Consider the following 18847-nt stretch of genomic DNA (forward strand, 5'->3'; position numbering starts at 1 on the left):
TGGATTCACTAGAGCGAGAACCCTGACATGGGCAACCTCAAGCAAGACACCATGCCGGTGATCCGCCACATGCGTGACTTCGATCGGAACTCCGGCAACCGCCTGGAGCGCTGGGTCTTCAACTACCGTCCGCTGTTCATGCTGGTCATGGCCTTGATCACCCTGGTGCTGGGCTACATGGCGGCCACTCGCCTGGAGCTGCGCCCCAGCTTCGAAAAAATGATTCCGCAGAGCCAGCCCTACATTCAGAACTTCCTCGAGAACCGCAAATCGTTGCGCGGCCTGGGCAGCTCGGTGCGGGTGGTGGTGGAAAACACCCAGGGCGATATCTTCGACCCCGACTATCTGGCCGTGCTCAAGCAGGTCAATGACGATCTGTTCCTCACCGAAGGTGTCGACCGCGCCTGGATGAAGTCCTTGTGGAGCCCGGCGGTACGCTGGAATGAAGTCACCGAGGAAGGCTTCCAGGGCGGCCCGGTGATGCCCGATGCGTACCAGGGTTCGCCCGCAGACATCGAACAGCTGCGCCAGAACATCAACCGCGCCGGCATCGTCGGCAGCCTGGTGGCCAGCGATTTCAAATCGACCATGTTGATCGTGCCGCTGCTGGACAAAGCCTCGGCGACCGGTCACGGCATCAATTACTACCCGTTTGCGCAGCTCCTCGAACAACAGCTGCGTGACAAGATCGAGTTTGCCGGCGACAGCAAGGCACGCAAGGCCGGGGAGGAGGGCAAGGGCAAGTACAAGGTGCGGGTGATCGGTTTTGCCAAGTTGATCGGCGACCTGATCGACGGCCTGATCCAGGTGATGATGTTCTTCGGCCTGGCCGTGGTCACCTCGTTCATCATCATTTACCTCTACACCCGCTGCCTGCGCAGCACGCTGCTGGTGATCTTCTGTTCGCTGACGGCGGTGGTCTGGCAATTGGGCATTGTCGCCTGGCTGGGCTATGCCATCGATCCGTACTCGGTGCTGGTGCCGTTCCTGATCTTCGCCATCGGTGTGTCCCACGCGGCGCAGAAGATGAACGGCATCATGCAGGACATCGCCCGTGGCACCCATAAACTGATCGCGGCGCGCTACACCTTCCGCCGCTTGTTCATTGCCGGGGTCACCGCGTTGCTGGCCGACGCGGTGGGTTTCGCGGTGCTGATGCTGATCGACATTCCGGTGATCCAGGACCTGGCCATCACCGCCAGTATCGGCGTGGCCGTGTTGATCTTCACCTCGCTGCTACTGATGCCGGTGGCGCTGTCCTACATCGGTGTCGGGCGCAAGGCCGCCGAGCGTGCGCTGAAGATTGACACCCGCGCCGATGAGAGCCGCGGCTTCGGCAAGCTGTGGGATTTTCTCGATCGCTTCACCACGCGCAAGTGGGCCACGGGCATCGTGCTCGGCGCCGTGGCGCTGGGCATCGCGGGCTTCATGGTCAGCCAGCACCTGCAGATCGGCGACCTCGACAGCGGCGCCCCGGAGCTGCGCGCCGACTCGCGCTATAACCGCGATAACGCCTACATCACCAGCCACTATGCGCTGTCCAGTGATCTGTTCGCGGTGATGATCAAGACCGCACCCGAAGGTTGCCTGAATTATCAGACGCTGGTTCTGGCCGACCGCCTGGCCTGGGAGCTGCAGCAATACCCGGGCGTGCAGGCGACCTCTTCGCTGGTCAACGCAGTGCGGCAGATCACCGCCGGTTCGTTCGAGGGCAATCCCAAACTCAACAGCATCCAGCGCAACCAGAACGTGCTGAACTACGCGGCGCAGCAGGCCTCGGTCAATGCCCCGGAACTGTTCAACACCGACTGTTCGGTGATGCCGGTGATCGCTTTCCTCAAGGACCACAAGGCCGAGACGCTGGACGCGGTGGTCGCCATCGCCGACAAGTTCGCCCGGGAAAACAGCACGCCGGACCGCCAGTTCCTGCTGGCCGCCGGCACCGCCGGTATCGAAGCGGCGACCAATATCGTCGTGCGCGAGGCCAACCACACGATGCTGCTGTACGTCTATGCAGCGGTGACGCTGTTCTGCCTGATCACCTTCCGCAGCTGGCGTGCCACGCTGGTGGCGCTGCTGCCGCTGGTGCTGACGTCGATCCTCTGCGAGGCGCTGATGGTGATCATGGGGATCGGTGTCAAGGTCGCGACGCTGCCGGTGATCGCGCTGGGTGTGGGGATCGGTGTCGACTACGCGCTGTATTTGCTCAGCGTGCAGTTGCACTACCAGCGCCAGGGCATGCCGTTGGCACAGGCCTACCGTAATGCCGTGTCCTTCACTGGCCGGGTGGTGGGGCTGGTCGGCATCACCCTGGCGGCGGGTGTGGTGTGCTGGGCCTGGTCGCCGATCAAGTTCCAGGCCGACATGGGCATCCTGCTGACCTTCATGTTCATCTGGAACATGCTCGGCGCATTGATCCTGATCCCGGCGCTGTCCTGTTTCCTGCTGCGCAACATCACCCCCGTACCCGCAAGCACCACCGAACGCACTGCGGAGCTTGTGGGCGCAAACCATTAACCCTTCGCACTTCCATTGACCAGGGCATGTTGAATGCCCTGACATTGCCTGAGTATTTCAAATATGGCTGACTACAAAGCGCCCCTGCGCGATATCCGTTTCGTACTCAACGAAGTTTTCAAAGTCTCCCGCCTGTGGGCGGCGATGCCGGCCCTGGCCGAGGTGGTGGACGAAGAAACCGCCAATGCGATCCTTGAAGAAGCCGGCAAGATCAGTGCAGAACTGATCGCACCGCTCAGTCGCAGTGGCGACGAGCAGGGTTGCGCCTGGAACAACGGCGAAGTGTCCACCCCTGACGGTTTTGCGCAAGCCTATCGCGCCTTTGCCGAAGGCGGCTGGGGCGGTGTCGGTGGTGACCCGGCCTACGGCGGCATGGGCATGCCCAAGGTGATCGGTGCGCAGGTCGAGGAAATGGTCAACGGCGCCAATCTGTCTTTCGGCCTGTATCCGATGCTCACCGCTGGCGCCTGTCTGGCGATCAAGGCCCATGCCAGCGAAGAACTGAAGTCCGCCTTCCTGCCGAACATGTACGCCGGCATCTGGGCCGGTTCCATGTGCCTGACCGAACCGCACGCGGGTACCGACCTGGGCATCATCCGCACCAAGGCTGAACCTCAGGCCGACGGCTCCTACAAGGTCAGCGGCACCAAGATCTTCATCACCGGCGGCGAGCAGGACCTGACCGAAAACATCATTCACCTGGTGCTGGCCAAACTGCCGGATGCACCGGCCGGGCCGAAGGGCATTTCGCTGTTCCTGGTGCCGAAGTTCATGGTCAATGCCGATGGCAGCCTGGGGCCGCGAAACGCGCTGTCCTGTGGTTCGATCGAACACAAGATGGGGATCAAGGCGTCCGCCACCTGCGTGATGAATTTTGACGGCGCCACCGGCTGGATCGTCGATGCGCCGAACAGGGGCCTGGCGGCGATGTTCACCATGATGAACTACGAGCGTCTGGGCGTTGGCATTCAAGGCCTGGCCACGGGTGAGCGCTCGTATCAGAACGCCGTTGAATACGCCCGCGACCGTCTGCAAAGCCGTTCGCCGAGCGGCGCGCAGAGCAAGGACACAGTGGCCGACCCGATCATCGTCCACCCGGACGTGCGGCGCATGCTGCTGACCATGAAAGCTGCAAACGAAGGCGGGCGCGCCTTCTCGACGTACGTGGCCATGCAACTGGACACCGCCAGGTTCAGCGAAGACACCGCAACCCGCCAGCGCGCGGAAGGCCTGGTGGCGTTGCTGACCCCGGTGGCCAAGGCGTTCCTCACCGATATGGGGCTGGAGACCACGATTCATGGCCAGCAGATCTTCGGCGGCCACGGTTACATCCGCGAATGGGGCCAGGAGCAACTGGTGCGCGACGTGCGCATCACCCAGATCTACGAAGGCACCAACGGCATTCAGGCGCTGGACCTGGTTGGACGCAAAGTGGTGGGCACCGGCGGTGAGCTGTACAAACTGTTCGCTGACGAGATTCGCCATTTCACCGCCACCGCTTGCGCCGACCTCGCGGAGTTCACCAGACCGTTGAACAGCGCCCTGGACAACCTCGACGAACTCACTGCATGGCTGCTCGACCGTTCGAAAAACAACCCCAACGAAATCGGCGCGGCGTCGGTCGAGTACCTGCACGCCTTCGGCTACACCGCCTACGCCTACATGTGGGCGCTGATGGCCAAGGCTTCGGTGAGCAGGGAAGCGCAGGACGACTTCTACGCCAGCAAACTGGGCACGGCGCGGTTCTACTTCGCCCGCCTGCTGCCGCGCGTGCAGTCGCTGGCTGCGTCGGTCAAGGCCGGTAGCGATTCACTGTACTTGCTCGACGCCGATCAGTTCTGACCCCGTGAACCGGAGATGATCTCCAATCAACCGCATCAGGAAGACTTCACCGTGGTGAAAACAAAAATACTCGCCCCCGCGCCAGGCGCTTATAGCTACCCCTTGTTGATCAAGAGCCTGTTGCTCTCGGGCGCTCGCTATGCGCCCGATCAGGAAATCGTCTACGCGGACAAGTTGCGCTACAGCTACCGGACACTGAATGAGCGCATCCAGCGATTGGCCAGCGCGCTCACGCAAGCGGGCGTCAAGGCCGGTGATACCGTGGCCCTGCTGGATTGGGACAGCCATCGGTATCTGGAGTGTTTTTTCGCCGTGCCGATGCTTGGCGCGGTGCTGCACACGGTGAATATCCGCCTGTCTGCGGAGCAGGTTCTCTACACCATGAACCACGCCGAAGATGATCTGGTGCTGGTGCATGACGATTTTCTGCCACTGATGGAGCAGGTCCACGATCAGCTGACAACCGTCAAAGGCTACATTCAGCTCACCGATCAGGACGCGCCGTCGACTGGGTTACCGGTGCTGGGGGAATACGAAAGTCTGTTGGCGCAGGCTGAACCGCGCTTCGATTTCCCCGATTTCGATGAGCATTCGGTCGCCACGCTGTTCTACACCACCGGCACGACGGGCGACCCCAAGGGCGTTTATTTTTCCCATCGCCAGTTGGTCTTGCACACGCTCAATGCCGTCGGCACCCTCGGCGTGTATCAGGGTTTGCCATTGTTGCGCTCCGACGATGTCTACATGCCGATCACGCCGATGTTTCATGTGCATGCCTGGGGCGTGCCCTATGTCGCGACATTGATGGGGATCAAGCAGGTTTACCCGGGGCGCTATGAACCCAACAGCCTGGTCAGGTTGTACCGCGAGGAGCAGGTCAGCTTTTCCCATTGCGTGCCGACGATCCTGCAAATGATCCTGGCTTGCGACGAAGCCGCCGCGACTGACTTCAGCGGCTGGAAAATGCTCCTGGGCGGCAGCGCGTTGACCCATGGGCTTGCCGCCCAGGCGACCGCACGGGGCATGCGTGTGCATAGCGGCTACGGCATGTCCGAGACCTGTCCGTTGCTGTGCCTGACGCACCTGAGTGAGGCCGAGCTGGAACAACCGGCGGCGGATCAGGTGGCCGCGCGGATCAAGACCGGGGTGGCGGTGCCGATGGTCGACTTGCGCATCATCGATGCCAGCGGCAACGAGGTGGTGCAGGATGGCGAGGCGCTCGGCGAGATCGTGGTGCGTGCACCCTGGTTGACCCAGGGCTACCTGAACGCACCCGAGCAAGGCGCGCAACTGTGGGAAAACGGCTGGATGCATACCGGTGACATCGGCTCCATCGACCCCATGGGCGTCGTGGAGATCAAGGACCGGATCAAAGACGTGATCAAGACGGGCGGGGAGTGGATCAGCTCGCTGGAACTGGAGAGCCTGATCAGCGAGCATCCGGCCGTCAGCTCGGTCGCGGTCGTGGGCGTTCCGGACCCGCAGTGGGGTGAGCGACCGGTGGCCCTGGTGGTGTCAGAAGGCATCACGGCTGAAATGCTGGTGGCTCATCTGCATCAGTATGTCGAGAGTGGCCGCATCAACAAATGGGCGATTCCCCGGCAGATCAGGCTGGTGGCCGACATACCCAAGACCAGTGTCGGGAAGATCAACAAGCGGTTGATCCGTGAACAGGAATTAAGCCAATAGGCGACGATGCGCCCTTGTAGGAGCGAGCCTGCTCCGGGCGGCGTTCCGACGATGAACTCAAAGGACCGTTGGGTATCAGGTTCCCCGCGTTATCGTTGACCACCATCGCGAGCAGGCTCGCTCCTACAGGGGGGCGGTGGGTCATCCCAGGTGTTCGGGGTTGACCGGGTCGCCCGACTGCATGTTCAGTTTCACCCGCACATCCTCGAACATGAGGTCGTAAAACTTGTGTTGCGAGCCGATCTGGCTGTAGATCTTTGGAATACCGTATTTCTCTACAATTTTCGTGAAGTTGCTGGCGAAATTGTAAGCCTGGTCCTTGGGTAGATAGAAAGTCTCTTCGAATTCCTTGTCGAAAATGGTGCCGTGCACCTTGAACTGCATCCCTTTACCGTCCTTGGGGTCCTGAGTGACTTCGTAGTCGATGTAAATGTTGTAGCTGACGTCATCCGTGGTCAGCGCATGACGCTCGATGTGCAAGTGACCGGGCTCGAACGTAGCCATTGTTATCTCTCCTTCCAACAAGCCTTAAATGCGGGCAGGTCAGCAGTCTGCCCGCTTCATGTTTATCGATAGCTGATACCGGGTGTCGCCGTACTGACGCGAGTGCCGGCCTTGCCCTGGACGATCGCTTCGATGTCCGAGAGCGAGCCAATCACCGCGACCTTTCCAGTATGACGGGCAAATTCGCAGGCTGCCTGCACCTTTGGCCCCATTGACCCGGCGGCAAAACCCTGACGTTCCAGTTCATCCGGGTGAGCCTGGGCGATGGCTTTCTGGCCAGGCTTGCCGAAGTCGATGTACGCCGCATTGACGTCGGTGGCGATCACCAGCAGATCGCTTTCGAGCTGTTCGGCCAGCAGCGCCGAGCACAGGTCTTTGTCGATCACCGCTTCGACGCCTTCGAGTTTTCCGGACGCCGTGTACAGGGTCGGAATACCGCCACCGCCGGCACAGATCACGATGCTGCCTTTCTCCAGCAGCCACTTGATCGGGCGGATTTCGAAGATGCGCTTCGGTCTGGGGCTGGCGACCACGCGGCGGAATTTGTCGCCGTCCGGAGCGATGGCCCAGCCTTTTTCGGCGGCGAGTTTTTCCGCCTCGGCCTTGGTGTACACCGGTCCGATGGGTTTGCTGGGCTTCTGGAACGCCGGGTCATTGGCGTCCACTTCGACCTGGGTCAACAGCGTGGCGAAGGGCACTTCGAAGTCCAGCAGGTTACCCAGCTCCTGTTCGATGATGTAGCCGATCATGCCTTCGGTTTCGGCACCCAGCACGTCCAGCGGGTAAGGCGACACCGAGGTGTAGGCCGCCGCTTGCAGCGACAGCAGGCCGACTTGAGGGCCATTGCCGTGGGCGATGACCAGTTCGTTGCCGGGATGGATCTTGGCGATCTGTTCGGTGGCGACCCGGATGTTGGCGCGCTGGTTGTCAGCGGTCATCGGTTCACCCCGGCGAAGCAGGGCGTTACCGCCCAGAGCAACGACGATTCGCATGGTGCATGTCCTTCTAAACAGAGAAGTCACAAACAACCCGAACCCTTGTGGGAGCGAGCCTGCTCGCGAAGAGGGCGTGTCAGTCGACATCTAAATCGCCTGTTGCACCGCATTCGCGAGCAGGCTCGCTCCCACATTGACCGGGCTCCGTTCTTTAGAGGTCCGCCAGAGTCGACACCAGAATCGCCTTGATCGTGTGCATGCGGTTTTCCGCTTGCTCGAAGGCGATGCAGGCCGGTGACTCAAACACGTCGTCCGTCACTTCGATGCCGTTGGCCAGGTGCGGATACTGTTCGGCAATCTGCTTGCCGACCTTGGTATCGCTGTTGTGGAACGCGGGCAGGCAATGCATGAACTTGGTGCGCGGGTTGCCGGTGGCTTTCATCAGTTCGGCGTTAACCTGATACGGCAGCAGTTGCTTGATGCGTTCGGCCCAGGCCTCGACCGGTTCGCCCATGGATACCCAAACGTCGGTGTGGATGAAGTCCACGCCTTTGACCGCAGCTTTCGGGTCCTCGGTCAGGGTGATGCGGGCACCGCTTTCTTCCGCGTATTTTTTGCAGCGACCCACCAGGTCGTCCGCCGGCCACAGGGCTTTGGGCGCGCAAATGCGCACGTCCATACCGAGCTTGGCGCCCACCAGCAACAGCGAGTTGCCCATGTTGTTACGCGCATCGCCGAGGTAGGCGTAGCTGATTTCATGGATCGGCTTGTCGGCGTGTTCACGCATGGTCAGCACGTCGGCGATCATTTGCGTCGGGTGATATTCATCGGTCAGGCCGTTGAACACCGGGACGCCGGCAAACTTGGCCAGCTCTTCGACGATTTCCTGTTTGAAGCCACGGTATTCGATGGCGTCGTACATGCGCCCGAGCACCCGGGCGGTGTCCTTCATGCTTTCCTTGTGGCCGATCTGCGAAGAGTTGGGGTCGATGTAGGTGACATTGGCGCCCTGATCATAGGCAGCGACTTCGAAGGCGCAGCGGGTGCGGGTCGAGGTCTTTTCGAAGATCAGCGCAATGTTGTTGCCCTTGAGGTGTTGCTGTTCCGTGCCGGTGTATTTGGCCCGCTTGAGGTCGCGAGACAGGTCGAGCAGATAACGCAATTCGCGAGGGGTGTGGTGTTCCAGGCTCAGCAGATTGCGGTTATGGATGTTGAACGCCATTTTGGATCTCCAGGGTGTCGGTTATCCCCTGGGTCCGCACTCGGTAAGTACGGACCGAGGTTTATAGGTTAGTAATCGATCGGGTCGCGAATGATCGGGCAGGTCATGCAGTGGCCACCGCCACGGCCGCGGCCGAGTTCGCCGGCGCTGATGGTGATGACCTCGACCCCGGCCTTGCGCAGCAGGGTGTTGGTGTAGGTGTTGCGGTCATAGCCGACGACCACGCCAGGTTCCATGGCGACCACGTTGTTACCGTCGTCCCACTGTTCACGTTCGGCGGCGAAGCTGTTGCCGCCGGTTTCCACGACGCGCAGTGTTTTCAGATTGAGGGCCTTGGCCACGGTGTCGAGGAAGTTGGTTTTTTCGCGACGAATGTCGATGCCGCCTTGCTTGCTTTCGTCCGGGCGCAGGGTGAAGGCAACGATCTGGTTCACCACTTCCGGGAAAATTGTCACCAGGTCGCGGTCGCAGAAGCTGAACACCGTGTCCAGGTGCATCGCTGCGCGGGATTTTGGCAGGCCGGCGACGATCACTTTCTCGACGGCTTTGTTCTTGAACAGGTTGACCGCCAGTTGGCCGATAGCCTGACGGGATGAGCGTTCACCCATGCCGATCAAGACCACGCCGTTGCCGATAGGCATGACGTCGCCGCCTTCAAGGGTGGAGCTGCCGTGTTCCTGGTCAGGGTCGCCGTACCAGATCTGGAAGTCGGCGTTGGTGAACTCGGGGTGGAATTTGTAGATGGCGGTCGTCAACAGTGTTTCCTGACGGCGCGCCGGCCAGTACATCGGGTTGAGCGTCACGCCACCGTAGATCCAGCAGGTAGTGTCACGGGTGAATTGGGTGTTGGGCAGTGGCGGCAGAATGAAGCTGGAATGGCCGAGGAAATCGCGGAACATCTTGATGGTCTCGCCACCGAAGCTGTCCGGCAGGTCATCGGCTGACACACCACCGATCAGGAACTCGGCGATCTTGCGCGGTTCCAGACTGCGCAGCCATGAACCCGTTTCATTGACCAGGCCCAGGCCGACCGAATTGCCGGTGATCTTGCGCTCCAGAATCCAGTCCAGGGCTTCGGGAATGGCAACGATGTCGGTCAACAGGTTGTGCATTTCCAGCACATCAACGCCGCGCTCACGCATTTTGGTGACGAAATCGAAATGGTCGCGCTTGGCTTGAGCCACCCACAACACGTCGTCGAAAAGCAGTTCGTCACAGTTGTTCGGGGTCAGCCGCTGATGGGCCAGGCCGGGGGAGCAAACCATGACTTTGCGCAGCTTGCCGGCTTCGGAATGGACGCCGTACTTAACTTTTTCCGTGGTCATTACCGTGATCCTCCAGATGACAATTATTCAGCTGTTACATGGTCAGGAAGCCGTCATACAGCCCATAGGCCGCCACCAGGGCGCCCACGACGACGGCTGCGAAAATCAGCTTCTCGACGTTGGTGAAAACCGGTTTGTTGATTTCCATCTTGGCCTTGGCGAACAGAATCACGCCGGGCGCATAGAGCAGGGCGGACAGCAGCAGGTATTTGACGCCGCCGGCGTAGATCAGCCAGATCGCGTAAATCAGGGCGACAGCGCCGATAAGCAGGTCTTTGCGGCGCTCGGCCGCCGCGTTTTCATAAGTCTCACCGCGTACCGCCAACAGCAACGCATAGGCCGCCGACCACAGGTACGGCACCAGAATCATCGAGGTCGCCAGGTAGATCAGTGACAGGTAAGTACTGGCCGAGAACAGGGTGATGATCAGGAACAGTTGCACCATGGCGTTGGTCAGCCACAGGGCGTTGACCGGCACATTCTTGCTGTTTTCCTTGCGCAGGAACGCCGGCATGGTGTGGTCCTTGGCCGCGGCAAACATGATCTCCGCGCACAGCAGCACCCATGACAGCAATGCACCGAGCAGCGAAATGACCAGACCGACACTGATCAGCACCGCGCCCCAATGGCCCACCACGTGTTCCAGCACGGCGGCCATCGACGGGTTCTGCAGCTTGGCCAGTTCCGGTTGGGTCATGACGCCCAGCGACAGTACGTTCACCAGCACCAGGAACAGCAGCACGGTGATGAAACCGATCACGGTGGCTTTACCCACATCGGTGCGTTTTTCCGCCCGCGCCGAGAAAATGCTCGCACCTTCGATGCCGATGAACACCCACACGGTGACCAGCATCATGTTGCGCACCTGGTTCATCACACTGCCCAGGTCGGGGTTTTTCAGGCCCCAGATGTCAGCGGTAAAGATGTCCAGTTTGAAGGCGAACAAGGTAATCAACATGAACAGCATCAGCGGCACGACCTTGGCGACAGTGGTCACCAGGTTGATGAACGCCGCTTCCTTGATCCCCTGCAACACGAGGAAATGCACGGCCCACAGCAGCACTGACGCGCCGATGACGGCGGCCACGGTATTACCTTCACCGAAGATCGGGAAGAAATACCCCAGCGTGCTGAACAACAGAACGAAGTAACCGACGTTGCCCAGCCAGGCACTGATCCAGTATCCCCAAGCGGACGAGAAACCCATGTAGTCGCCAAAACCGGCCTTGGCATAAGCGTAAACCCCGGCGTCCAGATCAGGCTTTCGGTTGGCCAGGGTCTGGAACACGAAGGCCAGCGTCAACATGCCTACGGCGGTAATTGCCCAACCAATCAGAATGGCGCCGACGTCAGCACTGACGGCCATATTTTGTGGCAAAGAGAAAATGCCGCCACCAATCATCGAGCCGACGACCAGGGCAACCAGTGCACCAAGTTTCAGTTTTCCGGGGGATTCAGACATTGCATGACTCCAATGCAGGAGAAGAGAGACAACAGATTAGTTCTGTTAGCAATTCAATCATCTGACTTAGATCAGTACATGGGTACATTCCATTGTAATTTGAAGGACTTATGCTCATTTCATTGGCATAGTGATTTCTCCGGAAAAGCCTTATCCAGAGGGCTTGGACAGAACAAACGGCAATACCCGGTATTGCTTTGAGTTTTTACGCTAGTTCGTTTTTGGGTTTCCGCAAATTTTCGACGCCCGATTGCAGTAGCGCTTGTGGATTAACGGTTTCATTCAACCCAAGTGTTCTTAGCAAGGCGCCTATATTCTGATCGGCTATAAATAAACGGGTCCCCGATTTGGCGTTATTTAATAAACGTAATTACGCTCTAGCCATTTAGTTAATGCCAACCAAGTGACGGTTTGATGGCTGTGCCAGAGCCCCGCCGCATCGGGAAATACATGGAGACCCAGGAATGTCGCAACCGACGCAAAAGCTTCGACTGAGTGCATTGATCGCCCTGGTGGTGGGCTCGATGATTGGTGGCGGCATTTTCTCTCTGCCTCAGAACATGGCAGAACGCGCCCATGCCGGTGCGGTGTTGATTGGCTGGGCAATTACCGCCGTGGGCATGTTGACCCTGGCCTTCGTGTTCCAGACCCTGGCCAATCGCAAGCCGGAGCTGAATTCCGGGGTGTATGCCTACGCCAAGGCCGGGTTCGGCGACTACATGGGGTTTTCCTCGGCCTGGGGATACTGGATCAGTGCCTGGCTGGGCAACGTCGGCTATTTCGTGTTGCTGTTCAGCACCCTCGGTTATTTTTTTCCGGTATTTGGCCAGGGCAATACACCGATCGCGATCGGCTGCGCCTCGGTGCTGCTGTGGGCGGTGCACTTTCTGGTGATGCGCGGGATCAAGGAAGCGGCGTTCATCAACCAGTTGACCACCGTGGCCAAGATCGTGCCGCTGATCATGTTCATTGTGATTGCCGCCGTGGCGTTCAAGGCCGAAGTCTTTACTCGCGACATTTGGGGCAAGAGCAATCCGGACTTCGGCGGGGTGATGGAGCAGGTGCGCAACATGATGCTGGTGACGGTGTTCGTGTTCATCGGCATTGAAGGCGCCAGCATCTATTCGGCCAGGGCAGAGAAACGTGCGGATGTCGGGCGGGCGACGGTGATCGGCTTCCTCGGTGTCCTGGCGCTGCTGGTATTGGTGAACGTGTTGTCGCTCGGGATCATGAGCCAACCTGAACTGGCGACGTTGCAGAACCCGTCGCTGGCCGCTGTTCTGGAGCACGTGGTGGGGCATTGGGGGGCGGTACTGATCAGCGTCGGCCTGGCGATCTCATTGCTTGGGGCCTTGTTGTCCTGGGCATTGCTGTGCGCGGAAATCCTCTTTGCCACCGCCAAAGACAAGACCATGCCGGCGTTCCTGACCCGGGAGAACGCCAACCATGTACCGGTCAACGCTTTGTGGCTGACCAATTCGATGATCCAGATTTTCTTGCTGATCACGCTGTTTTCCGCAGGGACCTACACCAGCCTGATCTACCTCGCGTCTTCGATGATTCTGGTGCCTTACCTGTGGTCGGCGGCCTATGCGGTGCTGTTGAGCGGGCGCGGGGAAACCTATGAACATGCCTCGGCGGAGCGGACCAAGGATCTGTTGATCGGCGGCATCGCGTTGAGTTATGCGGTGTGGCTGCTGTATGCCGGGGGCGTGAAATACCTGCTGCTCTCGGCGTTGCTGTATGCACCGGGGGTGATCTTGTTCGCCAAGGCCAAGCACGAGCAGGGTGAACCTTTGTTCACCCATTTCGAGAAGGGCATTTTTACCTGTGTCATCTCCGGCGCCGGCCTGGCGGGATATGGGTTGTACAGCGGTTTTCTGTCGTTATGAGGCGTGTTCAAAGCTCCTCGTCTTCGGCACCGGGATAGAACCCATGCAGCAGGCGATAGCGGTCATGTCGTACCTGAGCGATACGGTCGAGGACCTGGCGCTCAGGGAAGCCCAGCATGATCAGGGCATGGGAGGCGAGCATCAGGCTGGACTCGAGTAACTCGGGCACCACTTCGCTGGCACCGGCCGCTTTCAACTCGGGACTCTGGCTGTCGTCCCGCGTACGCACCAGGATCGGCACGTCCGGATTGATGCGGCGCGCCTCCTTCACCACCTGCAGGGCAACCTCGGCTTTGTCGACGGCTATGACCACCAGGCTGGCACGCTCCAGGCCCACGGCGACGAGTAGCTCGCCACGATGAGAGTCGCCGTAATGCACAGCGCTTTCGGCCACGGCGGCTTCCCGCACCCGGACCGGGTCATTATCGAGGGCGATGTAGGGCTGCCGGGCCTTGTGCAGGATGCGCCCGATGGATTGCCCCACGCGACCGTAACCACAAATCACCACATGGCCCTGCACCTCGGCGTTGAGCGCACTGATTTCCTCCAGCTTCACTTCTTCATTGGGTTTGCGGTGCAGATGTGCGGCAATCCAGGGTGCGGCGCGCAGCAAAGACGGGGTGACCACCATCGAGCAGAAGGTCGCCGCCAGCAGCAAGCTGCCGAGCCCGGCGGGCATCAGGTCGTTTTGCTGCATCTGCGCCATCAATGCAAAGCAGAATTCGCCGCCCTGGGCCAGGGCCAGGCCGCTACGCCACGCGGTCTCCCGGTCGCTGCCCCGGAATTTGACCAACAGCGCGACCACGCTGCCCTTGATCAACAACAACGCCAGGGTCAGCCCGAGGATCACCAGGCCGTGACTGGCGAACAGGCGCAAGTCGATCAGCATGCCGATGCTGATGAAAAACACGCCGAGCAGTATGTCGCGAAACGGCCGCAGATCGGCCTCGATCTGGTGCCGGTAGTGGCTTTCCCCCAGCAACATGCCGGCGAGAAATGCGCCCAGGGCAGGGGAGAGACCGATCAGGTGCGTCAGCCCGGCGGTCAGCAGGACGATCACCAGGGCCAGCAAGACGAACAGTTCCGCCGAGCGTGCCGCCGCGACTTCATGGAACAGGCGCGGCAATACCCAGCGACTGAGCAGGGACAGCCCGACGAACAACACCACGGTTTTTCCCAGGGTCAGGGGCAGCGCCCAGTACCAGGCTTGATCGCTGTTGCCGGCGAACACCGGCACCAGGGTCAGCAACAACACCGCGACCACGTCCTGGAACAGCAAAACGCCGATGGCGTTCTGGCCGTGGCTGCTGAAGATTTCGCCGAGGCTGGTCAGCTCCTTGCTGACAATGGCCGTGGAAGACAGCGCCAGGCCGCCACCGAGTAACAGTGCAGGCGTGGTCGGCACGCCGGCGAGCATCAGCAATGCGCCCAGCACCGCCCCGGACACCAGCACTTGAAGGCTGCCCAGGCCAAAGACAACCTGGCGCAGCGCGATCATTTTCGACAGGGAAAACTCCAGCCCGAGCGAGAACAGCAAAAACACCACGCCCAGTTCGGCGAGCAGCGGCAGCGCTTCACTGTCATCCACCCAGCCGAATGCCTTGGGGCCGACGATCAGGCCCACAAAGAGATAACCCAGCACCGGTGGCAATCGCAGGCGATAGAACAGGGAAATGACGACCAGCGAGGAGGTGAGGATGATGATCAGACTGACGAACATAGAGACTCCGTGATGGTGCAAGGTGCGGCCACGAATGCCGCGCCAGTGAGGCTCAAGGCGAATGGTCGATGTCAGGTTCGGTCCTGATTCTTTGAATCGGCCATGGCGGATAACGCCTGGCCAGCGTGTCTTTACGCAGGGAGTGTAGTCCGCGCAAAAAAGCCGACGGGGTTTGCTCGCACCAGTGCGGCAGCCATATCGATTCAAACTACACTCACAGGGGGCTGGAAACGGACTGTTACAAGGCCGGCGCCCGCACAGGCCCGCGAACCTGAATCGCAGGGCATCCACAGGCGAGAAATCTGCCAAGGCTGGAAGCATGCAAAGCGCCGCAGAACATAAGTCCTCACGTGTGCTCGATCCTGTCGAGCGAGTTACGGAAGTGATCTTCGGTCTGCTCATGGCCATGACCTTCACGGGAACGATCAGCGTGGTCGCGGCAGACCAGGAGGCGGAACGCGTGATGATGATTGCCGCGCTCGGTTGCAACCTCGCCTGGGGACTCGCGGATGCTGTGATGTATCTGCTGCGAACGCTGATTGAACATACCCGCAGTCGCACGCTATTGAAAAAGCTGTGCAGCGACGCGGATGCGGCCACCGGGCAGGCGCTCATTGCCGACGCACTACCGCCACGCCTGGCGACAGCGGCCGGTGCCGACGGCCTGGAATTGTTGCGCCGACGCCTGGCCGAGACTCCCGCCATGCCTGCACCGCCGCGACTTGGCCTGAATGACTTCAAGGGCGCTCTCGGTGTGTTCCTGCTGGTGGTGCTCTCGACGTTTCCACTGGTGATCCCGTTTCTGTTGCTCGAACAGACGAGGCTGGCGGTGCGGGTGTCCAACCTGGTCGGACTGGTGGTGCTCTTTGCGGCGGGCTGGGTTCTGGCGCGTTACGCAGGCGCCAGGCCATGGCAAGGCGCGACTGCACTGACAATCACCGGTGCCTTGCTGATCTGCGCAATCATTGCGCTCGGCGGGTAAGCGGCCAGGCATTTTTCAGGTCCCGGCAGGCGCTCCTGTCGGGGTGAACTTTTGTAAGTCAGTGACTCTTCTTCGTGAGGTCTTGAACATGGCAAAGGATAAAAAAGGCAGCTCCAAGGGCACTTCCGCTGAAAGCCCGAAACTGACAAACAAAGCGTATCTGGCGCAATTGCGCCTGTTGCATATCGAACTGGTCAAGCTTCAGGAGTGGGTCCTGGCAAAGGGCATCAAGGTCTGTATCGTCTTCGAGGGGCGCGACGGGGCCGGCAAGGGCGGAACGATCAAGGCGCTGACCGAGCGCGTCAGCCCCAGGGTCTTTCGGGTGGTGGCCTTGCCGGCACCGACCGACCGTGAAAAAAGCCAGATGTATGTGCAGCGCTACCTGCCGCACCTGCCCGCGGCCGGTGAAGTGGTGATCTTCGATCGCAGTTGGTACAACCGTGCGGGCGTCGAGCGGGTAATGGGATTCTGCAGCGAAGAGCAGGTGAAAAATTTCCTGAAATCGCTGCCCTTGGTGGAGCATGCGATCGTCAACTCGGGTGTCATCCTGCTCAAGTATTGGCTGGAGGTCAGTGAGCAAGAGCAGACCCGTCGGCTCGAGGCGCGTATCCAGGACGGACGCAAAATCTGGAAGCTTTCCCCCATGGATCTCAAGTCCTACAGTCGCTGGTACGACTACTCGCGCGCCCGTGATGAGATGTTCAAGGCAACCGATACCGAATTTGCACCTTGGCTGGTTGCGAATTCGAACGACAAGCGCCGGGCGCGCCTCAACATCATCACCGACCTGCTCAGCCGCATACCCTACAAGAGTGTCCCGCGCGAGAAGGTGAAGTTGCCCAAGCGGCAGAAGCCTGATGGCTATCGCGAACCGGATTATCCCTACAGGAAAATCCCGCAAAAATTCTGACCGGTACGTCCGCGCGAACCTGCGCCATCGCCAGAGGGCTGAAGTCCCATGAATCAATCGGATACGACGCCACCCGAGCCGGGGCGGATTGCGCGCAAGGAAACAGGCGCGGACCAACCTGGCTGGAGCCGCTGGTTGCCGGGCCTGCGAGTGCTGCGCAGCTACAAGGCTGCCTGGCTGCAGCACGATATCGTCGCCGGCCTGGTGCTCACGACCATGCTGGTGCCGGTCGGTATCGCTTATGCGGTGGCATCGGGGGTCCCCGGTATCTATGGTCTCTACGCGACCATCGTGCCGCTACTCGCCTATGCGCTGTTCGGGCCCAGCCGGATTCTGGTACTGGGGCCCGATTCCTCGCTGGCGGCGGTGATCCTCGCCGTGGTCCTGCCATTGTCAGGCGGCGACCCGCAGCGCGCGATCGCCCTGGCGGGCATGATGGCGATCGTCTCGGGGACGGTATGCATCCTGGCCGGTGTGGCGCGGCTGGGTTTCGTCACGGAGCTGTTGTCCAAACCCATTCGCTATGGGTACATGAACGGGATCGCGTTGACGGTATTGATCAGTCAGCTACCGAAGTTTTTCGGTTTTTCGATCGAGTCGGACGGCCCTCTGCGAAACCTCTGGGCCATCGCAACCGCCGTGATGAATGGAAAGACCAACTGGGTCACGTTTGCGATTGGCGCCGCCACCCTGGCGGTGATCCTGCTGCTCAAAGACAAAAAGCGTGTGCCGGGCATCCTGATTGCGGTGGCGGGCGCCACCGTTGCCGTTGGTTTGCTGGACCTGGCGACGCACAACGTCGCGATCCTCGGCTCACTGCCGCAAGGCTTGCCGGCATTCGCCATTCCGTGGATCACCACTGACGATATCGTCCCGGTGATCATCGGCGGTTGCGCCGTCGCCCTCGTGTCGTTCGCCGACACCAGTGTGCTTTCCCGCGTGTATGCGGCGCGCACCCGTTCCTATGTCGACCCGAACCAGGAAATGGTGGGGCTCGGCGTCGCCAATCTGGCGGGTGGGTTGTTTCAAGGCTTCCCGATCAGCAGCAGTTCATCGCGCACCCCCGTGGCCGAAGCGGCGGGGGCCAGAACCCAGCTGGCCGGCGTCGTCGGCGCGCTGGCGGTCGCCGTGTTGCTGATGGTGGCGCCGGACCTGCTGCACAACCTGCCGACCAGTGCGCTGGCGGCGGTGGTGATTGCCTCGGCGATTGGCCTGATCGAGGTCACCGACCTGCGACGAATTTATCGCATTCAGCAATGGGAATTCTGGCTCTCGATAGTCTGTACGGTCGGGGTGGCCGTGTTTGGCGCGATCGAGGGCATCGGCCTGGCGATCGTCATTGCGGTCATCGAGTTCCTGTGGGACGCCTGGCGCCCGTACTCTGCCATTCTGGGACGCGCCGAAGGCGTGCAAGGCTTTCACGACATCAAGCGTTATCCCGGCGCGCGTATGCTGTCCGGGCTGGTGTTGTTTCGCTGGGACGCACCGTTGTTTTTCGCCAATGCCGAGCTGTTCAGTGACCGCGTGCTGGACGCCGTGGCCGCATCCCCGACGCCCGTGCGTTGGCTGGTCGTGGCGGCAGAGCCGGTGACCAGTGTCGATGTGACCTCCGCCGACATGCTCGCCGAGCTGCACCAGACCTTGCACGAAGCCGGCATCGAATTGTGCGTGGCGGAAATGAAGGACCCGGTCAAGGACAAGCTGAAGCGATTCGGACTTCTCGCGAAGTTTGGCGAGGCGGCGTTCTTCCCGACGGTGGGCTCGGCCGTCAGCAACTACCTCCAACGCTATCCCGTAGAGCATCGGGAGGGAAATGACCTGGATCTCGAGTAAGCCATCACGATGGC

Annotated in this window: 13 protein-coding genes; 7 read left to right on the forward strand and 6 right to left on the reverse strand. The window is 60.5% G+C overall.

Annotated elements, in window-relative coordinates; translation table 11 throughout:
• Positions 1-27 precede the first annotated feature (27 nt).
• The 3 genes from JQF37_RS02370 to JQF37_RS02380 all read left to right on the forward strand — a co-directional run bounded on the left by JQF37_RS02370 (position 28) and on the right by JQF37_RS02380 (position 6048).
• Positions 28-2517, forward strand: a complete 2490-nt coding sequence (locus JQF37_RS02370) for an MMPL family transporter (protein WP_130204265.1) — start codon at positions 28-30, stop codon at positions 2515-2517.
• 63 nt (positions 2518-2580) lie between these two features.
• Positions 2581-4359 (forward strand): acyl-CoA dehydrogenase C-terminal domain-containing protein, encoded by a 1779-nt coding sequence (locus JQF37_RS02375; RefSeq protein ID WP_130204266.1) that lies wholly within the window; start codon positions 2581-2583, stop codon positions 4357-4359.
• Between the two features lie 51 nt (positions 4360-4410).
• Positions 4411-6048: a fatty acid--CoA ligase gene (locus JQF37_RS02380; protein WP_130204406.1), complete on the forward strand. Its 1638-nt coding sequence runs from the start codon at positions 4411-4413 to the stop codon at positions 6046-6048.
• 141 nt (positions 6049-6189) lie between these two features.
• Here JQF37_RS02380 and JQF37_RS02385 read toward each other — a convergent pair whose 3' ends face one another.
• From JQF37_RS02385 to arcD (JQF37_RS02405), 5 genes are all read right to left on the reverse strand, one after another.
• The gene (locus JQF37_RS02385) at positions 6190-6552 is read right to left on the reverse strand and encodes a DUF5064 family protein (RefSeq protein ID WP_130204268.1); all 363 of its coding nucleotides are present in this window, start codon (positions 6550-6552) and stop codon (positions 6190-6192) included.
• 62 nt (positions 6553-6614) lie between these two features.
• On the reverse strand, positions 6615-7544 hold the full coding sequence (arcC, locus tag JQF37_RS02390; protein ID WP_130204269.1) for a carbamate kinase: 930 nt from the start codon (positions 7542-7544) through the stop codon (positions 6615-6617).
• Between the two features lie 154 nt (positions 7545-7698).
• Entirely contained in the window at positions 7699-8709 is a 1011-nt protein-coding gene (locus JQF37_RS02395; protein WP_090461679.1) for an ornithine carbamoyltransferase, read from the reverse strand.
• A 68-nt stretch (positions 8710-8777) separates the two neighbouring features.
• Positions 8778-10034, reverse strand: coding sequence for an arginine deiminase (arcA, locus tag JQF37_RS02400; protein WP_130204270.1), 1257 nt, complete (start codon positions 10032-10034; stop codon positions 8778-8780).
• 34 nt (positions 10035-10068) lie between these two features.
• The gene (arcD, locus tag JQF37_RS02405; protein ID WP_130204271.1) at positions 10069-11496 is read right to left on the reverse strand and encodes an arginine-ornithine antiporter; all 1428 of its coding nucleotides are present in this window, start codon (positions 11494-11496) and stop codon (positions 10069-10071) included.
• 464 nt (positions 11497-11960) lie between these two features.
• Between arcD (JQF37_RS02405) and arcD (JQF37_RS02410) the strand changes: the two genes are divergently transcribed.
• On the forward strand, positions 11961-13388 hold the full coding sequence (gene arcD, locus JQF37_RS02410) for an arginine-ornithine antiporter (RefSeq protein WP_130204272.1): 1428 nt from the start codon (positions 11961-11963) through the stop codon (positions 13386-13388).
• Positions 13389-13395: 7 nt separating this feature from the next.
• Here arcD (JQF37_RS02410) and JQF37_RS02415 read toward each other — a convergent pair whose 3' ends face one another.
• On the reverse strand, positions 13396-15108 hold the full coding sequence (locus JQF37_RS02415; RefSeq protein WP_130204273.1) for a monovalent cation:proton antiporter-2 (CPA2) family protein: 1713 nt from the start codon (positions 15106-15108) through the stop codon (positions 13396-13398).
• A 319-nt stretch (positions 15109-15427) separates the two neighbouring features.
• Between JQF37_RS02415 and JQF37_RS02420 the strand changes: the two genes are divergently transcribed.
• The 3 genes from JQF37_RS02420 (at position 15428) to sulP (ending at position 18833) form a co-directional block, all read left to right on the forward strand.
• The gene (locus JQF37_RS02420; RefSeq protein ID WP_130204274.1) at positions 15428-16090 is read left to right on the forward strand and encodes a hypothetical protein; all 663 of its coding nucleotides are present in this window, start codon (positions 15428-15430) and stop codon (positions 16088-16090) included.
• A gap of 88 nt (positions 16091-16178) precedes the next feature.
• Positions 16179-17000: a polyphosphate kinase 2 gene (gene ppk2 / locus JQF37_RS02425; RefSeq protein WP_130204275.1), complete on the forward strand. Its 822-nt coding sequence runs from the start codon at positions 16179-16181 to the stop codon at positions 16998-17000.
• A 48-nt stretch (positions 17001-17048) separates the two neighbouring features.
• A complete protein-coding gene (sulP, locus tag JQF37_RS02430; protein WP_130204276.1) occupies positions 17049-18833 on the forward strand; it encodes a sulfate permease in 1785 nt (594 codons plus the stop codon).
• Positions 18834-18847 lie beyond the last annotated feature (14 nt).

Source organism: Pseudomonas sp. MIL9, assembly GCF_016887925.1.
In the GTDB taxonomy this organism is placed as follows: domain Bacteria; phylum Pseudomonadota; class Gammaproteobacteria; order Pseudomonadales; family Pseudomonadaceae; genus Aquipseudomonas; species Aquipseudomonas mohnii.